Here is a 21,019-nt window from a genome sequence, read left to right as displayed (position 1 = left end):
GTGGGGCTCTCTCGCCCTCCCATAATTGGGGGCGGCCCCGCCGCGCCCCCCCCCCCCCCCCCCCCCCCGGGGCCCCGGGGCCCCCCCCCCGGGGGGGGGGGGGGGCCACCCCCCCCCCCCCCCGACGGGGGAGAGGGGGAGGTCCGGCAACGCCTCGTCAGCGGAGGCTGATGTGCGGCTCGAAGGCGTCCAGGAGCAGGTCCCGCATACGCAGGGTCGACATGTCGCCCGTGCCGGACAGCACCTGGATCGCCAGGCCGTCGACCATGCCGGTGAAGCGGCCGGTCAGTGCCTCGGCGTCGGCGTCCGCGGCCAGCCCCTCACGCTGGCAGGCGCGCACCAGGTCGAGCACGATCTGCCGCCACCGGGCGTACACGGCGCTCTGGCCGGGGCGGAGCGTCGGGTCGAGGATGGCCTCGTTCCACGACTGCACCCACACCGACCACTCCTCGATGTCCTCCTCGCAGGCCGGCAACTGCACCTCGATCAGCCGGCGCAGCTTCTCGACCGTGCTGCCGGCCGTGCGGAACTCGGCCTCCAGGCGCGTGTGGAAGCGCTCGGCGTAGTACAGCAGCGCGGCCCGCAGCGCGTCGTCCTTCGTCGGGAAGTGGTAGTGCACGGTGCCGGTACTGGTGCCGCACGCGCGGGCGATGTCGCTGACCCGCACCTTGTGGAAGCCGCGCCGGGCGATCAGCCGGGCGGTCGCCGCGAGGATCTGCGTGCGCCGGACCTCGGGATCCAGCATGTCGGCGCGTCGGCGCGGGTGTTCCCCGTCGGCCGTGGTGCGCGGGGCCGGCGGGCGCCCCTCGCCCGTTCGCAGGTAGCGCTGGGACACCCTGCCGACCTGGGCGATCGCGGCGACCTCGTGGTCCTTCAGTCGGCGGCTGCCGCGCAGTGCCTTGGACAGCGCGGTGGGATCCATGCCGATGCGGTCGGCGAACTCGCGCTGGCTGATCGGTGCCGACAGCACGACCAGCCGTGCGCGGTCCGCCAGGGTCGCGGCCTCGGTCCCGGCATCCTCCGCCGGGCCTGGGGTCGAGGTCATGCTGCGTGGTCCGTTCAGTCATCCGCCTGGAGGGAGCCGTCGACGTCGTCCTGGAGGGCGGCGTCGTCCTGGAAGGAGCTGATGACGTCGTCGGCGGCGCGGTAGCCCGACGATATCGCGCCGTCGATGTAGCCGTTCCACGCCGAGGCCGTCTCCGACCCCGCCCAGTGCAGGAGTCCGGTGGGCTCGCGCCAGCCGCGCCGGCCGTAACCGGTCCAGCCGCCGGGCGTCACGTACGCCTCGTAACCGCCGCGGGCGAAGTCGTCCCGGGACCAGATCTTCTCGGTGTAGTCGAGGGCGTGTGCCGCCCGGTCTCCCACCACCTGGCCGAAGCTCGCCAGGACCGCGTCGCGGCGCTGTTCCGGTTCGAGTCCGGCCCACCGGGTGAGCCGGTCGCCGTACACGAACCCGACGAGGACGCCGGGTGTGCCGTCGGCGGGGGAGTTGTCGAACACGACGCCGACCGGTCCGTCGTCGTAGAGCGTGGCGATGCCGGACAGCCCGGACGCGCGCCAGAACGGGGTGTCGTAGACGGCGTGGACCTTGGCGACGCGGCCCATCGGACTGTGCGCGAGCCAGCCGTCCCGGCTGTCCGGGAGGCCGGGGGTGAACCGGACGGCGCGGACGGCGTGCGGCGGCAGGGCCACGATCGCCCTGCGGGCCTCGAACACGGTCGAGGCCGTGTGCACGCGGACGGTGCCGGCGCCGTGCTCGATCGAGGTCACCGGTTCGCTCAGGCGCAGGCGGTCACCGAGGAGGTCGGCGACGGCCCGCGCGGGACCGCCGGCCCCGCCCGAGAACCGGCTGTCCTGCGCACAGCCCCCCGTCTCCATCAGCTGCTCGTAGCCCCCGGCGGCGGCGATGTAGAACAGCACGTGGAACAGCGAGATCTCGTACGGTTCCGCGCACCACAGCCCCTGGACGCCGAGCGCGAGCCGGCGCCGCGCGTCCGGGTCCGCGGTCTGTGCCCGGAAGAAGGAGTCCGCCGTCTGGGCGTCGAACTCCTCGAAGCGTGGCGTGCGCCAGGGCGCGGCGGTGTCCACGGTGCGGGCGAGGCCGTCCAGGATGCCGGTGACGCGGGTGTACTCGGCGATGCCCGGCCCGTCGTCGGGCGCCGCTCCGAGGTAGGGGACCGTGGTGCCGTCGTGCCACACCTCGATGTGCTCGCCCGCCTCCCACGTGGGAAACGTCGTACAGCCGAACCGCTCGGCCAGCGCGATCAGTTGCTTCTGCGTCGGGCCGACCCACTGCCCGCCGTGATCCACGGTCAGGCCGCCGGGCCGGGTCTCGGTGAGCACGCGTCCGCCCACCCTCTCGGCGGCCTCGACGACCGCGCAGTCGACGCCGGCGTCGTTCAGCCGCAGCGCCGCGGCGAGTCCCGCGTACCCGGCTCCCACGACGACGACTTCGGATTCGATCAGGGCCATTGCGCTCTCCTCCCACATGGCGGCAGAGCATGGCGCAAGACTGACGCATTGGTCAATGCTTGCGATTCATGCTGTCCGCGGCATTGACACCCGCGACCGCTTCAGCATGATTGACCCGGGAATCAATGTTGCGATTCCGATGCGCCCCGGTGCGCTCCCGCATGCGGGGACGCGCGCCGATGACCGCCCTTCACGGGCTCTGCTGATGCGAAAGGCGCGGCGCCGGCCGACGGCCTTTCACCGCTACGAGACCCTGGATAGGGGGTCGATGTTGGCAACCACCGCACCACCCACATCGGACCGGTCGGGCACCAAGAGCCTGCGGACCGGCGCACTCGGCATGACCACCAGCCTCATCCTGTCGGTGGCGTCGGCCGCGCCCGCCTACAGCCTCGCCGCGACACTGGCGTTCATCGTGGCCTACGTCGGCTTCCAGGCGCCGGTGATCGTCCTGCTGGCCTTCGTCCCGATCCTGTTCGTCTCCTTCGGCTACGCCGCCCTCAACCGCCGGGACCCGGACTGCGGAACCATCTTCACCTGGGCCGGCCGCACCCTCGGACCGCGCGTCGGTTTCCTCGGCGGCTGGGCCATCATCGCCTCCTTCGTGCTGGTGATGGCGAGCCTGGCCCAGGTCGCGGGGCAGTACGTGTTCCTCCTCCTCGGTGCGGACGGCATAGGCTCCGACCCCGCCAGCCCCTGGGTCCTGCTGGTGGGGCTGGGCTGGATGGTGCTCATGACCGCCGTCTGCTACCGCGGCATCGAGGTCGCCGCAGCCGTCCAACGCGCCCTGCTCTTCCTGGAGTTCGGCATGCTGGCCGTCTTCTCGGTGGTCGCTCTGGTGCGTGTGTACACCGGACATGCCGGTGCGGGCGCGCGGCATCCGAGCCTGTCCTGGATGAACCCGTTCGAGATCTCCTCGCCCGGCGCGTTCGTCAACGGCCTGGTCCTGATGCTGTTCATCTACTGGGGCTGGGAGACGGCCATCACCGTCAACGAGGAGACCGCCGACCGCCACCGGACCCCCGGCCGGGCCGCCGTCGGCTCCACGATCGTGCTCCTGGCGCTCTACCTCGTCGCCACCGTGGCCACCCTGGCCTTCGCCGGCATCGGCACCACCGGGGTCGGACTCGGCAACCCCGACAACTCCGGCGATGTCTTCTCCGCGCTCGGCAAGGCCGTCTTCGGCACCAGCGCGCTCGGGACCGGCCTGTGGCATCTGCTCGTGCTCATGGTGCTGTCCTCGGCCGCCGCGTCCACCGAGACCACCGTGCTCACCCTCGGGCGCACCATGCTCGCCATGGGCCGCCAGGGAGCCCTGCCGAAGGTCTTCGCCCGGATCCACCCGCGCTACTCGATCCCCCAGGTCGGGACGCTCGCGACCGGGCTCGCCGGAGCGGTCGCCTACGTCGTCATGAACTTCCTCGGGCACGGGCAGATCATCGGCGACGCCGTGTCCTCGTGCGGCCTGATGATCGCCTTCTACTACGGCCTCACCGGTCTCACGTCCGCCTGGGCGTACCGCGGACAGTGGCGGCGCAGCGCCGGCGACCTGTGGCTGCGCGTCACGCTGCCCGCCGTGGGGGGCCTGGTCCTCGTCGCCGCGGGTCTGTGGAGCCTCGTCAACGACTGGGACCCGGCCAACAGCACCACCTCCTGGACGATTCCGTTCGCGCCGCACTGGCACATCGGCGGGGTCTTCCTCATCGGAGCGGGCACGCTCGCCGTGGGCTGTCTGCTGATGCTCGCCTGCGCGCGCGTGGCTCCGCGGTACTTCCGCGGCGGACCGGGCCCCGTCGATCCGGGCCCCGTCGATCCGGGCCCCGAGGATCCGGGTCGCGTCCACTAGGGCCCCGTCGATCCGGGTCGCGTCCACCAGGGCCCCGTCCGTCCGGGCGCCCACCCCGCAGCTTGCGACTGTCGCCACAACTGAACCGCAACTGAACCATCATTCAGTACCCAACCCATTGACACGGGCGTTCCCGGGTCCAAATACTGACTGGCAATTCAGTAGTAGGACGCAGGACGCCCCTTGTCGTATCTGGAGAGCCCATGTCAGAGCTGCCCACCGAGCTGGTCCCGCTGAGCCCGGAACAGCGGGACATCATCGATCTCACCCGTACCTTCGCGCAGGAGGAGATCCGGCCGAGGGCCCGCGCCGTCGACGAGGCCGACACCGAGACCCCCTGGGACCTGTGGCGCAAGGCCGCCAAGGTCGGCATCACCGGCTTCATGCTGCCGGCCGAGTACGGGGGCGGCGGCTTCACCGACGTCTTCACCCAGTGCCTCGTCCAGGAGGAGTTGTGCGTCGGTGACCTCGGCATCGGAAACCTGCTGTGCTCCAACGGCTTCTTCGCCGACCCGCTGATGGAACTCGGCACCGAGGAGCAGAGGCGCACCTGGCTCACCCCGCTCGCCGGCCCCGACACCCCGATGACGTCGCTGGCCACCACCGAGCCCGGCGCCGGTTCCGACGCCGCCTCCATCACCACCACCGCCACCCGCACCACCGGCGGTTACCGCCTGAACGGCCAGAAGGCCTGGATCTCCAACGCCGGAGAGGCCGAGAGCTACGTCGTCTTCGCGAAGACCGATCCCACCGAACGCTCCCGCGGCGTCACGGCCTTCCTGCTCCGCAAGGGCACGGAAGCGATGGAATTCGGCGCGCCCATGCGGAAGATGGGCCAGCGCGCCATCGTCTGCCGCGAGATCTTCCTCAACGACGTCTTCGTCCCCGAGGCCGACCGGCTGGGCGACGAGGGCCGCGGGTTCCACGGCCTGATGCGCACCTTCGACATCTCCCGCACGGTCCTGGGCGCCGCCGCCACGGGCGTCGCGCGGGCCGCGTACGAGTACGCCCGCGACTACGCGAAGAACCGCGTGCAGTTCGGCAAGCCGGTGATCGAGCACCAGGCCGTCGCCTTCCGGCTCGCGGACATGCGCACCCGCATCGAGCAGGCACGCCTGATGACCTGGCGCGCGGCCAAGCGGCTCGACGCGGGCCTGGACGCCACCACCGAGGCGGCGATGGCCAAGCTCACCGCGTCGGAGACCGCCGCGTACTGCACCTGGGCGGCCGTCCAGACGCTCGGCGGCTGGGGCTACTCGCGTGAGTACCCCGTCGAACAGTGGATGCGTGACGCCAAGTTGGAGGAGATCGAGGAAGGCACCTCCGACATCATGCGCCTGGTCATCTCCCGGAGCATGTGATGACGTCCGCCCTCTCGGCGCCGAAGACCCTCTCGGCACCGCAGACCCTCCCGGCACCGGAGACCGGGCCGTCCACGGTGTCCGGCAGCCCCTGTCCGACCGGCGGCGAGGCCCTGGTGCGGGCCCTCGCCGCGCACGGGGTGACCCGGGTGTTCGGCATTCCCGGCACCCACAATCTAGAGATCTACCGGCACCTGGGCGCCTACGGCATCGAGCAGCTCAACCCCCGCCACGAACAGGGCGCGGGCTACGCCGCCGACGCCTACGCCCGGGTCAGCGGGAACCCGGGGGTGGCGATCACGACCACCGGGCCGGCGCTGCTGAACATCGCGGCCGCCGTCGGCCAGGCGTACTCCGACAGCGTCCCCCTGCTCGTCGTCTCCCCGGGCATGCCGCTGCGCCACCCCCGGCAGTCGACCGGTCTGCTGCACGAGATGCGCAGCCAGACCGAGGCACTGCGCGGAGTCGCGGCCTTCAGCCACCGGGTCTCCTCGATCGAGGAGATCGGCGTGGCGGTCGCCCGCGCCTTCACCCTCTTCCGTACGGGGCGGCCCCGGCCCGTGCACATCGAGGTGCCGTTGGACCTGCTCACCGACAGCGGGCCGGCCGGCCCGGTGCGGACCGCACCGGCGGCCGGGACCGCGCAGGCCGACGCGGACGCCCTCGCGGCGGCGGCCGAGGCGCTGCGCTCGGCGGCCCGCCCGGCGATCGTCCTCGGCGGCGGCGCACGTGGCGCCGCCGAGGAATGCCTGCGGCTGGCCGAGGAGTTGGGCGCCCCCGTGGTGACCACGGCCAACGGCAAGGGGATCGTCGCGGAGACGCACCCGCTCTCGCTCGGTGTCTGCCTGCACACCCAGGTGGTGCGGCACTGGCTGGGGGAGCGGGACGCGGTGCTCGCGGTCGGCACGGAACTCGCCGAGTCCGACCTGTGGGACGCCCCGCCCCCGCTCGCCGGCACCCTCGTCCGGGCGGACATCGATCCCGCGCAGATGTACGCGGGGCTGCACGCGGACATCGCCCTGGTCGGGGACGCCCGTACGACGCTGGGCGCGCTGCTCGTCGCCGTCGGCGGAGGTGGCGCGGGTGGCGACGGCACCGGCACAGGTGCCGACACTGGTACCGGCACCGGTACTGACAACGCCGGTACCAGCACCGGCACGGACAACACCAGTACCGGTACCGCCCGGCCGGACACCACCGCCGTCCACCAGGCCGTCGCCGCACTCCGCGCCGAGCGCGACGAGGAGACGCGGGGCCTGGACGCCCACCTGCTCCCGTATCTCGCGGCGATCCGGTCGGCGCTCCCCGCCGATACGGTGATCACCTCGGACAGCGCCCAGTGCTGCTACTACGGCGCGATCCCGCACCTGCCCGTCGCCCCGGAAGGGCGCTATCTGCACCCCACGGGCTTCGGCACGCTCGGCTACGCCCTGCCCGCCGCCATCGGCGCCAAGACCGCCGATCCGGACCGGCCGGTCGTCGCCCTCAGCGGCGACGGCGGCCTGCAGTTCTCCGTACAGGAGCTGGCCACCGCCGTGCAGTTGCGACTCCCGCTGCCCGTCGTCGTCTTCGACAACGGCGGATACGGCGAGATCCGCGACGAGATGCTCGCCCGCGGCGACCGACCCACCGCGGTCGACCTGCCCTCGGTCGACCTGACCGCCCTCGCCCGCGCCTACGGCGGCCACGGCATGCGCGCCGACTCGCCCGACGCGCTCGCCGAGGCACTGCGCAAGGCCCTGGTCACCGCCGGCCCGACCCTCATCACCGTCCCCGAGGAGCCCTCCCGATGACCACGACTCCCACCGCCTCGCCGACGACCGCCGTCTCGCCGATGTCCGCCGGGTCCGCCGGGTCCGCCGGGTCCGCCGGGTCCGCGACGAGCGCACCGCAGGAGCCCCAGGTGGCCGCCGCCCCCCTGGTCTCGCTCACCTGGACCGACCAGGAGACCGGGCGCCAGGGATTCCTGGTGATCGACCGCCTGGTGCGCGGTGTCTCCAGCGGCGGCCTGCGCATGCGCGCCGGCTGCACGCTGGAGGAGGTCACCGGCCTGGCCCGGGGCATGACCATGAAGGAGGCGCTGCACTACAACCCGCAGGGCCGCTACATCCCGCTCGGCGGCGCCAAGGGCGGCATCGACTGCGACCCGCGCGACCCCGCCGCCTACGGCGTCCTCGTCCGCTACCTGAGCGCCGTACGCCCCTACATCGAGCAGTTCTGGACCACCGGCGAGGACCTGGGCCTCACCCAGGACCTGGTCGACCGGGCCGCCGCCGAAGCCGGCCTTGTCTCCTCCATCCAGGCCGTCTACCCCCTCCTCGACGACGAGGACGCCGCCCGGCGACGCCTCGCCGACGCGTTCGCCATCGACGTCGACGGCATCGGCCTGGACGAACTGGTCGGCGGCTGCGGCGTCGCCGAGTCGGTGCTCACCGCGCTGGACCGGGCCGGAGTCCCGCACGAGGGAACCCGTGTCGCCGTACAGGGCCTCGGCACCATGGGCGGCGCCACCGCGCGCTTCCTCGCCCGAGCCGGGCTGCGCGTCGTCGCGGTCGCCGACATCAAGGGCACCATCGCCAACCCGGACGGCCTGGACGTCGAGGCGCTCCTCGCCGCCCGTGACGGGCACGGCTGCGTCGATCGCGCCGCGCTGCGTGCCGAGGACCGGGAACTGCCGTCCGGCGCCTGGCTGACGGCCGACGCCGAGGTGCTGGTGCCGGCCGCCGTCTCCTACGCCGTGGACAGCGACAACCAGGCCGGGATCACCGCCCGTTGGATCGTCGAGGCCGCCAACATGCCCGTGCTGCCCGACGCGGAGGCCCTGCTCGCCGCGCGCGGCATCACCGTCCTGCCGGACGTCGCCGTCAACTCCGGTACCAACGCCTGGTGGTGGTGGACGCTGTTCGGCGACATCGGCGCCGACGCCGACGAGGCGTTCGCGTACACGCGGCGCTCGATGCGCGCCCTGGTCGACCAGATCCTGGCCCGCGCCGAGGCCGAGGGCACGACGCCCCGCGCCGCCGCGCACGCGCTGGCCGCCGACCGGGTGCCGGTCATCGCGGAGCGCTTCGGACGGCTGCGTTGACAGCCCCTGACGTCGAGCGGGCCGCCGGTCCGGGCTCGCTCGACCCCCTCTTCGATCCCCGCTCGGTCGCCGTCGTCGGCGCCTCCGACAACCCCGAGAAGTGGGGCTACTGGCTTGCCTCGGGCGCACTGACCGGCCGCCACCGCCGCGCCGTCCACCTGGTCAACCGGCGGGGCGGCGCCCTGGACGGGACGCCGTTCCTGCCGGACCTGGCCGCACTGCCGAGCGCGCCGGACCACGTGGTCGTGGCGGTGCCGGCCGCGCACGTGCGCACGGTCGTCGCCGACGGGCTCGCGGCCGGCGCACGCTGCTTCACCGTCATCACCTCGGGAGGCGCCGGCGCCGACGAGGAGCGCGCGCTTGCGTCGCTGGTCACCGGGCACGGCGCGCGCCTACTCGGACCCAACTGCATGGGCGTCGTCGACACCACGGCCGAACTGCGCCTGAGCTGGGGCGACTTCCAGGCCGGGCAGGTCGGACTGGTCTCGCAGAGCGGCAACCTCGCCCTGGAGATCGGCCGCCTGCTGGCCCGCGCAGGGCAAGGCTTCTCCCGCTTCGTGTCCCTCGGCAACCAGCGGGACATCGACGCCGCCGACGCCCTGGAAGCGCTGATCCACCACGAGCCGACGAAGGTCGTCGCCGCCTACGTGGAGGACTTCCGCGACGGCCGGCGCCTCGCACGCGCCCTCGCCGCCGCACACGCCGCGGGCAAGCCGGTGCTGCTGCTGACCCTGGGCCGCAGCGAGGCCTCCGGGCGGGCCGCCGCCTCCCACACGGGCGCCCTGGTCAGCGCCCGCGCCACGGTGGAAGCGGTCTGCCGGGACGCAGGCGCGCTGCTCCTGGACTCGGCCGGCGAGGTCGTCGACACCGCCCTGTGCCTGCTGGCGGGCGCCGGCACGCACCGGCGCGGGGCAGACGCCCGCCGCTCCCGGGTGGCCGTCGTCGGCGACAGCGGAGGCCAAGGCGCCCTGGCCGCCGACGCGTTCGCCGCCCGCGGCCTGGACGTACCGGCGCTGTCCGAGCCCACCCGCGCCGCCGTCGCCGCGCGTCTGCCGGCCGGTGCCGGCTGCGGCAACCCCGTGGACCTGGCCGGCGCGGGCGAGGCCGACCTGGACACCTACGCGCGCATCGCCCGGACCCTGCTGTGTTCCGGCGAGGCCGAGGCCGTCGTCCTGACCGGCTACTTCGGCGACTACGCCAGCGCCAACCCCGCGCAGGAACAGCACGAGTGCGCCGTCGCCGCGCGACTCGCCGACGCCGCCGGGGAGTCCGGTCGTACCCTCCTGGTGCACACCATGGCCCGGGACACGGCCGCCCTCACCATCCTGCGCGAGCGCGGCATCCCCGTCTACGAACGCATCGAGAACGCCGCGACGGCCCTCGCGGGCACCGTACGGGTCCGTACGACGACCCCCGTGCCCCCGGCTGACGGACAACCCCCGGCGGCCGAGCCCCCCGTCACCGACGGCGGCTACCGCACCGTCCGCGCGATGCTGCGCGGCTACGGACTGACCTTCCCCGACGCCGAGTTCGTCCGCGATGCCGACGACGCCGTCCGGGCCGCACGCCGCATCGGCCACCCGGTCGTCCTCAAGGCGATGGGCCTGGCCCACAAGACCGAGGCGGGCGGTGTGGCACTCGGGCTCCGTGACGAGCCCGCGCTCCGTGCGGCCTTCGCCGTGATGCACGCCGTGACCGGCGCCGCGGAGTACGCGGTCGAGGCGATGGCCACGCCGCCCGACGCGGTCGAACTCATCGCCGGTGTACGGCGGGACCCGGCCTTCGGACCCGTCCTCATGGCCGGCATCGGCGGCGTACGGGCCGAACTCCTCGGTGACGTCGTACTCGCCCTCGCCCCCGTCACCCCGGAACACGCGCGCGACCTGCTGCGGTCGCTGCGTCACGCGCCCCTGCTCGCGGGCTGGCGCGGCGCGCCGGCCGTCGACCTGGACGCGGCGGCGCACGCGCTGTGCGCGCTCGCCCGCGCCGCGGTCGACCACCCCGAACTCGCCGAACTCGAAGTCAACCCGCTGCTCGTCCACCCGGGCGGCGCCCTCGCCCTGGACGCGCACGCGGTCCTCGCCCCGGACGCGCACACGCTCCCCGCACCGACCGAAAGGCCCCGCACATGAGCCCCGACACCGCCCCCCACAGCACGCAACCGGCCCCCGCCGGCGCGGAGTTCGCCGACCGCACGTACATCGTCACCGGCGGCGGCAGCGGCATCGGCCGCGCGATCGCCCTGGCCCTCGCGGAGGCCGGAGCCAGGCCCGTCGTCGCCGGACGCACCCCCGAACGCCTCGACGAGACCGTCGCGCTGATCGAGAAGGCGGGCGGCAGCGCGCTCGCCGTCCCCACCGACGTCCGCGACCCGGGTGCCGTCGACGCGCTGGTCGCCGCCGCCGTCGAGCACTACGGACGCGTCGACGGCCTGGTCAACAACGCCGCGGGCAACTTCGTTTCGCCCGGCATCGACCTCAGCCCGAACGGCTGGCGTGCCGTCGTCGACATCGTCCTCAACGGCTCGTACTACTGCACCCGCGCCGTCGCCCGCCACCTGCGCGAGGCGGGCCGGGGCGGCTCCATCCTCTCCGTCATCGCGTCGTACGCCTGGCACGGGCACCCGGGCACCGTGCACTCCGCCGCCGCCAAGGCCGGGGTGCTGGCCATGACCCGCACCCTCGCGGTCGAACTGGCGCCGCTGGGCATCCGGTTGAACTGCGTCGCGCCGGGCCCGACCGAGACGGAAGGCGCCGGCGCGGCCCTGTGGGCGACCCCCGAGGCCCGCGCCGAAGTCCTCTCCTCCGTCCCGGCTGGCCGCTTCGCCGCGCCCTCCGAGATCGCGGACAGCGCCCTCTTCCTCCTGGGCGACCGCGCCTCCTACCTGACCGGCGAGTGCCTGACGCTCGACGGCGGCCAGTGGCTGGGCAAGCAGATCTATGGGCGGAGCACGGCGAACGTGTAGGCGTAGAGACGCGCGGACGCGGAGACGCAGAGGCGCGGAGACATGGAGGCGCAGAGGCGCACAGGCACTGACGCGCACCGGCGCTTAGGCGTGTGGAGCGGGACCGTCCGGGCCCCGGCGTCGGTCACCACGACCGGCGCCGGGCCTCGCCGTGTCTGTCTGTCACCGCCCGGGTGTGTCGGACCCCTGCCCCGGCGTGTCCGGCCACTGCTGGAGCCGCTTCAGGAGGCCGGCGAAGGCGCGTTCCGCGGGAGAGAGGAGGCGGTCGCGGCGGCGGACCAGGTGGATCGGGCGTGGCCGGGGTTCCGGGGCGACCGGCAGCGCCACCAGCGTGCCCGCGCGTACGTCCCCGGCGATCGCGTGCTCGGATATCAGCGCGACGCCCAGCCCGGCCGCCACGCACTGCTTGGCCGCCTCCGGACCCCACACGTCCGCCGTCTGAATGTCTGTCAGACCCCAGTCGGACAGGGCCCGTTCCTGGTGCACCCGGGTCTGCGAGCCCGGTTCGCGCAGCAGGAATCGTGAACCGGCGAGGGCGTCGGGCGCGACCTCGCCCGACTCCGCGAGCGGGTGCCCGGCGCCCGCGACCAGCACCAGCCGCTCGTCGAGGACCCGCTCACCGACCAGTTGCGCGGCCCCCGGAGTGCCGGCGACCACCGCGATCCCGATCTCCCCGCCCAGCAGTCGCTCCTGCACCGCCTCGTTGTTGCCGACGAAGATGTCGCAGTCGATGCCGGGATGGCGCTCCTGGAAGCGGGCCAGCAGTGACGGCAGCAGATAGGTGCCGACCGTCGTCGAACCGCCGACCAGCAGCCGCCCCGAACTCAGCCCGCTCACCTGCTGCACGGCCGTGACCGCCTCTTCGGCGAGCAGGAACACGCGCTTGCCGTACTCGGCCAGCACCTGCCCCTCCGCCGTCGGACGGATACGCGCCCCGGACCGGTCGATCAGCGTGACCCGCATCGACTGCTCAAGCCTGCGGACCTGGTTGGAGACGGAGGGCTGACTCATGTAGAGCTTCTGCGCCGCCGCGGAGAACCCCTGGTGCTCGACGACCTGCATGAAGATCCACAACCGGTGAAGGTTGAGTTCCACGTGTCCCCTCCGTGCTCGGCGCACGGCGAGCCTAACCCCGCGCGGACCTGCTGGGGAGGGGGCGGGGCCGCCCGCGGTGGGCTATGGCCGCTATAGCGACGCCGGTGGTTCTGTGCCCTCTCGCCCCGGTGCTACTCATGGACTGCGGAAGGGCGACGCCTTCACCGACACGGACCCCAGGGGTGGATTCGCACATGACACAGGAGAACCGCCGGCAGCCGGCCGAGGGGCAGATCGAGGTCAACGGACGCCGCTACGCGTGGCCGCAGCGCCCCGTGGTGGTGGTGTGCATCGACGGCAGCGAACCCGCCTACCACGAGCGGGCGATCGCCGACGGCCGGATGCCGTTCCTGGAGGAGATGCTCCGGCGCGGCAGCGACCTGCGTGCCGACTGCACGATGCCGTCCTTCACCAACCCCAACAACCTCTCCATCGCCACCGGAGTGCCGCCCGCCGTCCACGGCATCTGCGGCAACTACTTCTACGACGCCGGCGCGGGCACCGAGGTGATGATGAACGACCCCGCGCTGCTGCGGGTCCCGACGCTGTTCGCGGAGTTCTCCCGGGCCGGCGCCGACGTCGCGGTCATCACCGCGAAGGACAAGCTCCGCCGGCTGCTGGGCGAGGGCCTCGACGGCGGTGTCTGCTTCTCCGCGGAGAAGTCCGCACCGGCCGCCGAGGAGGACCAGCGGATCGCCAAGGTGCTGCAGCGGGTCGGCATGGACCAGCCGTCCGTCTACAGCGCCGAACTCAGCGAGATGGTCATGGCCGCCGGGACGGAACTGCTCGCGGGCGACCGTCCCGAGCTGATGTACCTCTCGCTGACCGACTACATCCAGCACAAGCACGCCCCCGGATCGCCGGTGGCCAACGACTTCTACGCCATGCTCGACCACTGGTTCGCGAGGATCGACGCGCTGGGCGCCGTGCTCGTGGTCACGGCCGACCACGGCATGAACGCGAAGAGCGATCAGGACGGTATAGCACGTGTGGTATATTTGCGGGACATTTTGGACAAAAGGCTGGGCGCCGACGCCGCGCGCGTGGTGCTGCCGATCACCGACCCGTACGCCGTGCATCACGGCGCCCTGGGTTCCTACGCCACCGTGCACCTGCCGGACGGCACCGACCTGCCCGCCGTGAGCGGCGCCCTGGCCGGCCTCGCGGGTGTGGCGGAGGTACTCACCCGGCAGGAGGCCTGCGAGCGTTTCGAACTGCCCGCCGACCGGATCGGCGACCTGGTGGTGATCGCCGAGCGCAACACCGTGCTCGGGACCACCCCGGCCCGGCACGACATCTCGGACTTCACCGAACCGCTGCGCTCACACGGCGGACTCACGGAGCAGCGGGTGCCGTTCCTGGTCAACAGGAAGGCCGGACCGCTCCCGGCCGGGCACCGGCTGCGGAACTTCGACAGCTTCTGGGTGGGCACCGCCGTGGCGGCCGACCGCGCACCGCTCACCTGACGCCACCGGTCAGCCGGCGGCGCCCCTCGCATGACGGCGCCGCTCGCATGATGGCACCGCTCGCACGACGGCCACCGCTCGCCTGAAGGCACGCCTCGCCTGACGGCACGGTCGTCGGACCGCACATCTGAACCGACGACCTTCACCTCTATGGATCTGCCAACCCCCCTCGCCTTCATCTCCTCCCCAGGACCCGGCCCCGGCACGCCCGCCGAGGGGCGCGCCGGGGCCGAGCCATGCCCGTACCAGCCCCATTCCCCTGAGGGACAGGACTCCGCCATGGCCGAACACACATCGCAACAGGCGCCGGACGGCTCCGAGAGAGCCGGCACCGCCACCCGGGAGGCGCCACCCGGGGCCACCGGTCGCCCCGGCGGCGCCCGCTCCCAGCGCTGGCGCTGGCAGATCTTCGCCGTCACCTGGATCGCCTACGCGGGCTTCTACTTCGTCCGCACGGCGTTCTCCGTCGCGAAGCTGGGCATCCTCGAAGACCCCGGCGTGAACAGGGTCCTCACCGAGCACGCCCTCGGCGTCATCGACGCCGTCTACCTCGCCGCCTACGCGGTGGGCCAGTTCGTCTGGGGCATGTGGGCCGACCGCTTCGGCCCGCGGGTCGTCGTGGTGGGCGGCATGATCGGGGCGATCGCCGCCTCGGCCGTCATGGGACTGAGCAGCGCCCTCGCGGTGTTCGGCGTCGCGATGGTGGTGCAGGGCCTCGCCCAGTCCGCGGGCTGGGCGCCGCTGTGCAAGAACATGGGCAACTTCTTCGCCGTCCAGGAGCGCGGGCGCGTCCTCGGCCTGTGGAGCACCAACTACGCCTTCGGCGGCCTGGCGGCACCGCCCTTCCTCGGCTGGCTGGCCTACTCCGTCTTCGACAGCTGGCACGCGGCCTTCTTCGCCGGTTCGGCGACACTCGCCGTGGTCCTGCTGCTGTTCCTGCTCTTCCAGCGCAACGCACCCGCCGACGTGGGCCTGTCCGGCCCTGACGCGGACACGGCCGGGCCGGGCGGCGCGACCGGGCCGGGGGGCGGTGCGACCGGGGGCACCGGGGGTGCGGACGCGGCCGGCCCGGGGGAGGACGACCACAAGGTGCGCAACGCGCTCGCTCTCTACCGCGAGACCCTGCGCGACCGCATGGTGCTCACCCTCGGAGCCGCGTACTTCCTGCTCAAGCCGGCCCGCTACGCGATCCTGCTGTGGGGCCCGGTCCTGGTCAGCCGGCGCCTGCCGCATGTCAGCAAGGTCGCCGACACCCTCATCCCGATCGCCTTCGGCGCCGCCGGCGTGGTCGCGCCCATGGTCATCGGATGGGTCTCCGACCGGGTCTTCCAGTCCCGCCGGGTCCCGCCCTGTGTCCTGGCTCTGGCCGTGCTGACCGTGGTGCTCGGCCTGTTCACGCCCCTCACCGCGTCCGGCAGCGTCGGCGTCATGATCGCGGTCCTCGCGGTGATCGGCCTGGCGGTGTACGCCGCCGACTCGATGATCTCCTGCGTCGCCGCCGTCGACTTCGGCAGCGCCTCCGGCGCCGGCACCGCCGCCGGCCTGGTCAACGGCTGCGGATCGGTCGGCGCCATCCTCGGCGGCCTGCTGCCCGGCTTCCTCTCCGGGAACGCCCTCTTCTACGGCTTCGCCGGCGCCGCCCTCCTCGCCGGCCTGGTGATGCTCCCGCACTGGAACCGGGTCCCCCGCACCGCCTGACCGGCTTCACCGCCGGTACGGGCATGGTCCCGCGGGCCTCACGGCCGGCATCACCTCCGTGATGTGCACAGGCTTGCGGGCCTCGGGGCCGACCGGCCCCCACCCGACGGGCCCCCGCCGGCCCGCGCACCACCCGACCGGCCCCCCACCGGCACCACCACCGAGTACGCGCACCGCCACATCCGCAACCCGCAGAAAGGGGTACCCGTGCCCGACAACCGTGCGGACACCGCCGTCATCGGAGGCGGCATCCTCGGCCTCGCCCACGCCCTGGCCGCCGCCCGCAGGGGCGACCGTGTGGTCCTGTTCGAACGCGGCGAGTTCGCCGCCGGCGCGTCCATCCGCAACTTCGGCATGATCTGGGCGATCGGCCAGCAGCGCGGCGCGATCTACCAGCGCGCACTGCGCAGCCGCGAGATCTGGCTCGAGATCGCCGCCAAGAGCGGCATGTGGGCCGCCCCCACCGGCTCGCTGCACCTGGCCCGTCATCCGGACGAGGTCGCGGTGCTGGAGGAGTTCGTGGCCACCACCCCGGCCGCGCGCGAGAACGGCACCACCATGATCACCGCCGCCGAGACCGCCGCCCGCAGCTCGGTGGCCCGTACCGACGGCCTGCTGGCGGCCCTGTGGAGCCCCACCGAGCTGAACGTGGACCCCCGCCGGGCCATCCCGGCGGTCGCCGCCCACCTCGCCGACGAGTACGGCGTCGAACTGCGCTTCGGCACCACCGTCCGCGGGATCGACCTGCCCACCGTCTCGACCACGGCCGGCGACTGGAAGGTGGAGCGCGCCTTCGTCTGCAGTGGCAACGACTTCGAGACCCTCTACCCGGAGGTGTTCGCCGACAGCGGCGCGCTCCGCTGCAAACTGCAGATGATGCGCACCGGGCCGCAGGGCCCCGACTGGCAGCTCGGTCCCATGCTGTGCGGCGGGCTGACGCTGCTGCACTACGCCGCGTTCGACGACTGCGTCGCGCGCGCCGCCCTGCGCGACCGGATGGACGAACAGCTGCCCTTCCACCGCGAGAACGGGATCCACGTGCTGCTCTCGCAGACCGCCGACGGCCGTCTGACCATCGGCGACAGCCACGCCTACGCCATGACCCACGACCCCTTCGAGAGCGAGGAGGTCAACCATGCGGTGCTCGACTACCTCGGTACCTTCGCCGAACTGCCCGATCCCCGGATCACCGAGCGCTGGACGGGCTACTACCCCTCGCTGCGCGACGGCCGCACCGACCTGGTCGTCAGCCCCACGCCCGGGGTGACCGTCGTCAACGGTGTCGGTGGTGCCGGCATGACGCTGTCCTTCGGGCTGGCCGAGGAGAACATCGGCGGCTGAACCCGCGCACACGACGGGAGGGCCCCGGCAGTCCGATCCACTCGGACCGCCGGGGCCCTCCCGTCGTACCGGGGCCCGCGCCGCGGGCGTCAGTAGCTCATGCAGGCCGAGTGCCACTCGGTGTAGAAGTCCCACACCTGCGGGGAGCACTCCGGCGGCCCGTACTGCGAGGCCTTGGAGCCCACGTGCGGCAGGTGCGCGTACGCGCCCACCCCTGGCCGGTTGACGTGCAGCATGCCCGCCTCCAGGCGTTCCACCGCGGCGAAGGCCCGCGACTGGGAGGCGGTGAAGACCGTGCCCGACATGCCGTAGCGCACCGAGTTGGCGATCCGCAGGGCGTCGTCGAACCCGTCCGCGTCGACCACCGCGAGCACCGGCCCGAACACCTCCTCCTGTGCCAGCTCGCTGTCCCACGGCACGTCCCGGAGCACCGTCGGCTGCAGATAGCAGCCCTGCGGCAGCCCGGGATCGTCCACGCGGCCGCCGCCGCACAGCACCTTGGCGCCCGCCCGCTGCGCACCGGCCACCGCGTCCAGCGCCGCCTGCACCCGCGCCTCGTTGACGACCGGGCAGACCTGGGAGTCGGGGTCATCGCCGGGACCGACGCGCAGCGCCGCCACGCGGGCGACCAGGCGGTCGAGGAACTCCTCCCGGACCCGCACGTCCACCACGGCCCGGCTGGTGGCGCTGCACCGCTGCCCGGCCTGCCCGAAGGCGCCGCCGAGGACCGCGCTCACCGCACCGTCGATATCGGCGTCGTCACAGACCACCACCGCGTTCTTGCCGCCGAGTTCGAGCTGCGTGCGCAGCAGCCGGTGCGCCCCGCCGACGTGGATCGCGGTGCCGACGGCGAGCGAGCCGGTGAAACTGATCCCGGCGACGCGGGGGTTGGCCACCAGCGCCTCGCCCGCCGCCACGTCGCCCTGCACCAGGTTGAGCACGCCGTCGGGCAACCCGGCTTCCTGGAACACCTCCGCCAGCAGCGCCGCGGTCAGCGGGGTCAGCGGCGACGGCTTGAGCACCGCGGTGCAGCCGGACAGCAGGGCGGGTGCGACCTTCCACATCGGGATGGCCAGCGGGAAGTTCCACGGCGAGACCAGTCCCACCACCCCGATCGGCCGCCGGAAGGTGTAGGCGAAGGTGCGCTCCTCCTCCGCGGGCGCCGTCACCCCGCCCAGCAGCCGGGCCTGACCCACCGTGAAGTCCAGCACGGCACGGGACCGCGCGACCTCGCCACGGGCCTCGGTCAGTAGTTTGCCCTGCTCCCGGGTGATCGCAGAAGCGAATTCCTCGGCCCGTTCGCCGAGGATCCGGCCCGCGGCGGCCAGGTACTCCGCCCGCCTGATCGGGCCGGCCGCGCGCCAGCGGGGCAACGCGTCCGCGGCGGCGTCCACCGCCCGGTCCACGTCGACCCCGCCGGACTCGGCGAACTCGCCTATCACGTCACCGAAGTCCGCGGGGTTGACGTTCTCCCGGGTCTGACCCGCCTCGGCCGGTACCCACTGGCCGTCGACGAGATTGAGCAGCTGGTGCGGCCTTGCCGTGTACCGATTCGGAACGCGTCCCATGCCCGGCCCTTCCGCTGGTCTGGTCGGCGCGGCCCACCGATGGCCCGGCGCCGGTGTCGGTCCTGGCCAGGCTCGCGCAGCGCGCGGGCGTGATCAATGGCCGATCTGCGAATGCGGGTGATAGCCGCGCCCTATCCGTGTCGCCGGCCCCCCTCGCCAGCCCCCTCGCCGTCCCCCCAAGTCGTCCCCCCTCGCCGTCCCCCCTCACGCCGTCCCCCCTTGCGATCCCTCGCCGTCCGTCCCCTCGCGATCCCCTGTCACCCATCCCCTCGCGAACCTCTGCCGCCCGTCCCCTCGCCCCCGCCCGAGCCCTGCGCCGGGTCGGAAAAAACCCGCTGACGCTCTCTTGACGGCCGGTGCGACGCACGCCACAGTCGTGCCTTACTGACTGTTCGTTCAGTCAGTTCGCTTCGGTGTCCCACTCGCACCGCCACGTCCGTAGGAGCCATCCCCGTGACCCACGCGACCCCGCCATCCGGCCCGAGCACTCCCGACCTGTCCGAGGGGTGGAGCGAGCAGCGCTCCCATCTCCGCAAGGACCTGCGCCGCCTCGACGTGCTCTTCTTCCTGATATGCACGCTCGTCGGCCTCGACACGATCGGTTCGGTCGCCGCTCAGGGACCGCAGGGACTGACCTGGATGGCCGTCCTCGCCGTCGTCTTCTTCCTGCCCTACGGCCTGCTGGTCGCCGAACTCGGCTCCGCCTTCCCCGTCCAGGGCGGCCCCTACGTATGGACCCGGCTCGCCTTCGGGCGGCTGGTCGCGGGCCTCAACCAGGTGCTCTACTGGCTCTCCAACCCGGTCTGGCTGGGCGGCAGTCTGTGCATCATCGCCCTGACCACCTGGGAGGAGTTCTTCACCCCGCTGCCGGGACTGTGGAAGTACGCGGCCGGACTCGCCTTCATCTGGGCCGGCGCCCTCGCCGTCGTCCAGTCCGTCCGGGTCGGCAAGTGGGTGCCCACCGCGGGGGCCGTCGCCCGGATCGTGCTCCTCGGCTTCTTCCTCGTCTCGGTGGTCGTCTACGCCGTCCAGCACGGCGTGCACGCGCTTCCCGCCGGTGAGTTCCACCCCACCTACGTAGGCTTCGTCGCCCTGGTGCCCGTCCTCATCTTCAACTACGTCGGCTTCGAACTCCCCAGCTCCGCCGCCGAGGAGATGACCAACCCCAGGCGTGACATCCCCCTGTCCATCCTCCGCTCCGGCTTCGCGTCCCTGGTCCTGTACGGCGGCCCGATCCTCGGCATCCTCTTCGTCCTGCCGGCCAAGGAGATCGGCAGCCTCGCGGGCTTCATCGACGCCTGCAAGGCGGTCTTCACGGTCTACGGGGGCCACATCGCGGCCGACGGCACCGTCGTCCTGACCGGCGCCGGCTCGGTGCTCGGCGGCATCGCGGCGGCCGGTCTCATCATCGGCCTGCTGACCAGCGGCGTCACCTGGGCCATGGGCGCCCACCGGGCGCAGGCGGTGGCCTGTGCGGACGGTGCGGGACCCGCCTGGCTGGGCGAGATCTCCGAGCGCCACGGCACGCCCGTCCGCGTCAACGTGCTCTCGTCCGTCCTCGCCTCCATCCTGCTGATCGTCGCCCTCAACCTCACCGACGGCAACGGCGAGAAGTACTTCGCGGCCGGACTCGGCCTGGCGATCAGCACCACGTTCATCTCCTACGTCATCACCTTCCCGAGCCTCGTCGTGCTGCGCCGCAAGTACCCGGACACGCCGCGGCCGTACAGCGTGCCCGGCGGCCGGGCCGGCGCATGGGTGGTCACCGTGCTCTCCACCGGTCTGGTCGCCTTCACCGTCGTCGTCCTCATCTGGCCGGGCTTCGGCGTCGGCTGGTTCGGCACCGCCGGATCCGCGGCCGACTCGCTGCCCCCGAGCTTCGCGGGCGAGCGGACGCAGTACACCCTCAGCCAGGTCGTGCCTCTCCTGTTCTTCCTGGGGGTGGGCGGGCTCTTCTACGCCTGGGGCGCCCCGGCGCGGCGCCGGGCACGGGCGGCGGAGGCCTCGGCCATCCACGAGGACCGCGACCTGACGCACCACCTGACGCGGACCGGCTCCGCCGAACAGTGATCCGCGCGTGACGGCCGGCCCGCGTCCGCCTGCGACGCCTGCGGTGACCTCA

14 protein-coding genes are annotated in these 21,019 nt (G+C 73.0%); 10 read left to right on the top strand and 4 right to left on the bottom strand.

Annotated features, from left to right (window positions below):
* Positions 1 to 157: 157 nt before the first annotated feature.
* Together ACGFYV_RS35575 and ACGFYV_RS35570 are read right to left on the bottom strand one after the other, a co-directional pair.
* Positions 158 to 1,045, bottom strand: coding sequence for a TetR family transcriptional regulator C-terminal domain-containing protein (locus ACGFYV_RS35575; RefSeq protein ID WP_393882684.1), 888 nt, complete (start codon positions 1,043 to 1,045; stop codon positions 158 to 160).
* Between the two features lie 14 nt (positions 1,046 to 1,059).
* Positions 1,060 to 2,472: a flavin monoamine oxidase family protein gene (locus tag ACGFYV_RS35570; RefSeq protein WP_393882683.1), complete on the bottom strand. Its 1,413-nt coding sequence runs from the start codon at positions 2,470 to 2,472 to the stop codon at positions 1,060 to 1,062.
* A gap of 268 nt (positions 2,473 to 2,740) precedes the next feature.
* On the opposite strand from ACGFYV_RS35570, the gene ACGFYV_RS35565 reads away from it, so the two are divergent.
* The 6 genes from ACGFYV_RS35565 (at position 2,741) to ACGFYV_RS35540 (ending at position 11,729) form a co-directional block, all read left to right on the top strand.
* On the top strand, positions 2,741 to 4,318 hold the full coding sequence (locus ACGFYV_RS35565; protein WP_393882682.1) for an APC family permease: 1,578 nt from the start codon (positions 2,741 to 2,743) through the stop codon (positions 4,316 to 4,318).
* 203 nt (positions 4,319 to 4,521) lie between these two features.
* Positions 4,522 to 5,679 carry an acyl-CoA dehydrogenase family protein gene (locus tag ACGFYV_RS35560; protein WP_393882681.1) on the top strand — a complete coding sequence of 386 codons (1,158 nt, stop codon included), beginning with the start codon at positions 4,522 to 4,524 and terminating at the stop codon, positions 5,677 to 5,679.
* Entirely contained in the window at positions 5,679 to 7,472 is a 1,794-nt protein-coding gene (locus tag ACGFYV_RS35555; protein ID WP_393882680.1) for a 5-guanidino-2-oxopentanoate decarboxylase, read from the top strand. The genes ACGFYV_RS35560 and ACGFYV_RS35555 overlap by 1 nt, the downstream gene beginning before the upstream one ends.
* Positions 7,469 to 8,764: a Glu/Leu/Phe/Val dehydrogenase dimerization domain-containing protein gene (locus ACGFYV_RS35550; RefSeq protein WP_393882679.1), complete on the top strand. Its 1,296-nt coding sequence runs from the start codon at positions 7,469 to 7,471 to the stop codon at positions 8,762 to 8,764. Before ACGFYV_RS35555 ends, ACGFYV_RS35550 begins: the two co-directional genes overlap by 4 nt.
* Positions 8,761 to 10,896 (top strand): acetate--CoA ligase family protein, encoded by a 2,136-nt coding sequence (locus tag ACGFYV_RS35545; RefSeq protein ID WP_393882678.1) that lies wholly within the window; start codon positions 8,761 to 8,763, stop codon positions 10,894 to 10,896. Before ACGFYV_RS35550 ends, ACGFYV_RS35545 begins: the two co-directional genes overlap by 4 nt.
* Complete coding sequence (locus ACGFYV_RS35540) at positions 10,893 to 11,729, top strand: SDR family oxidoreductase (RefSeq protein ID WP_393882677.1); 837 nt, start codon at positions 10,893 to 10,895, stop codon at positions 11,727 to 11,729. The genes ACGFYV_RS35545 and ACGFYV_RS35540 overlap by 4 nt, the downstream gene beginning before the upstream one ends.
* A gap of 162 nt (positions 11,730 to 11,891) precedes the next feature.
* Here ACGFYV_RS35540 and ACGFYV_RS35535 read toward each other — a convergent pair whose 3' ends face one another.
* Positions 11,892 to 12,824 carry a LysR family transcriptional regulator gene (locus ACGFYV_RS35535; RefSeq protein ID WP_393882676.1) on the bottom strand — a complete coding sequence of 311 codons (933 nt, stop codon included), beginning with the start codon at positions 12,822 to 12,824 and terminating at the stop codon, positions 11,892 to 11,894.
* 194 nt (positions 12,825 to 13,018) lie between these two features.
* On the opposite strand from ACGFYV_RS35535, the gene phnA reads away from it, so the two are divergent.
* The 3 genes from phnA to ACGFYV_RS35520 all read left to right on the top strand — a co-directional run bounded on the left by phnA (position 13,019) and on the right by ACGFYV_RS35520 (position 17,329).
* Positions 13,019 to 14,290 (top strand): phosphonoacetate hydrolase, encoded by a 1,272-nt coding sequence (gene phnA, locus ACGFYV_RS35530; protein WP_393882675.1) that lies wholly within the window; start codon positions 13,019 to 13,021, stop codon positions 14,288 to 14,290.
* A 279-nt stretch (positions 14,291 to 14,569) separates the two neighbouring features.
* A complete protein-coding gene (locus ACGFYV_RS35525; protein ID WP_393882674.1) occupies positions 14,570 to 15,988 on the top strand; it encodes an MFS transporter in 1,419 nt (472 codons plus the stop codon).
* Positions 15,989 to 16,195: 207 nt separating this feature from the next.
* A complete protein-coding gene (locus ACGFYV_RS35520) occupies positions 16,196 to 17,329 on the top strand; it encodes a TIGR03364 family FAD-dependent oxidoreductase (RefSeq protein WP_393882673.1) in 1,134 nt (377 codons plus the stop codon).
* Between the two features lie 89 nt (positions 17,330 to 17,418).
* Here the strand turns inward: ACGFYV_RS35520 and ACGFYV_RS35515 are convergent, their stop codons facing one another.
* Positions 17,419 to 18,897 (bottom strand): aldehyde dehydrogenase family protein, encoded by a 1,479-nt coding sequence (locus ACGFYV_RS35515; protein ID WP_393882672.1) that lies wholly within the window; start codon positions 18,895 to 18,897, stop codon positions 17,419 to 17,421.
* 453 nt (positions 18,898 to 19,350) lie between these two features.
* Between ACGFYV_RS35515 and ACGFYV_RS35510 the strand changes: the two genes are divergently transcribed.
* A complete protein-coding gene (locus ACGFYV_RS35510; protein WP_393882671.1) occupies positions 19,351 to 20,967 on the top strand; it encodes an APC family permease in 1,617 nt (538 codons plus the stop codon).
* Positions 20,968 to 21,019 lie beyond the last annotated feature (52 nt).

It is taken from the genome of Streptomyces sp. NPDC048297 (assembly GCF_043201585.1).
GTDB lineage: Bacteria > Actinomycetota > Actinomycetes > Streptomycetales > Streptomycetaceae > Streptomyces.
The sequence above is the reverse complement of the archived record's forward strand: the minus strand, read 5'-3'. Positions and strand labels throughout refer to the sequence as shown.

Bases quoted from the DNA above. Each gene is read 5' to 3' on its own strand.
- ACGFYV_RS35575 (WP_393882684.1), bottom strand. From the start codon at position 1,045: ATGACCTCGACCCCAGGCCCGGCGGAGGATGCCGGGACCGAGGCCGCG.
- ACGFYV_RS35570 (WP_393882683.1), bottom strand. From the start codon at position 2,472: ATGGCCCTGATCGAATCCGAAGTCGTCGTCGTGGGAGCCGGGTACGCG.
- ACGFYV_RS35565 (WP_393882682.1), top strand. From the start codon at position 2,741: ATGTTGGCAACCACCGCACCACCCACATCGGACCGGTCGGGCACCAAG.
- ACGFYV_RS35560 (WP_393882681.1), top strand. From the start codon at position 4,522: ATGTCAGAGCTGCCCACCGAGCTGGTCCCGCTGAGCCCGGAACAGCGG.
- ACGFYV_RS35555 (WP_393882680.1), top strand. From the start codon at position 5,679: ATGACGTCCGCCCTCTCGGCGCCGAAGACCCTCTCGGCACCGCAGACC.
- ACGFYV_RS35550 (WP_393882679.1), top strand. From the start codon at position 7,469: ATGACCACGACTCCCACCGCCTCGCCGACGACCGCCGTCTCGCCGATG.
- ACGFYV_RS35540 (WP_393882677.1), top strand. From the start codon at position 10,893: ATGAGCCCCGACACCGCCCCCCACAGCACGCAACCGGCCCCCGCCGGC.
- phnA (WP_393882675.1), top strand. From the start codon at position 13,019: ATGACACAGGAGAACCGCCGGCAGCCGGCCGAGGGGCAGATCGAGGTC.
- ACGFYV_RS35525 (WP_393882674.1), top strand. From the start codon at position 14,570: ATGGCCGAACACACATCGCAACAGGCGCCGGACGGCTCCGAGAGAGCC.
- ACGFYV_RS35515 (WP_393882672.1), bottom strand. From the start codon at position 18,897: ATGGGACGCGTTCCGAATCGGTACACGGCAAGGCCGCACCAGCTGCTC.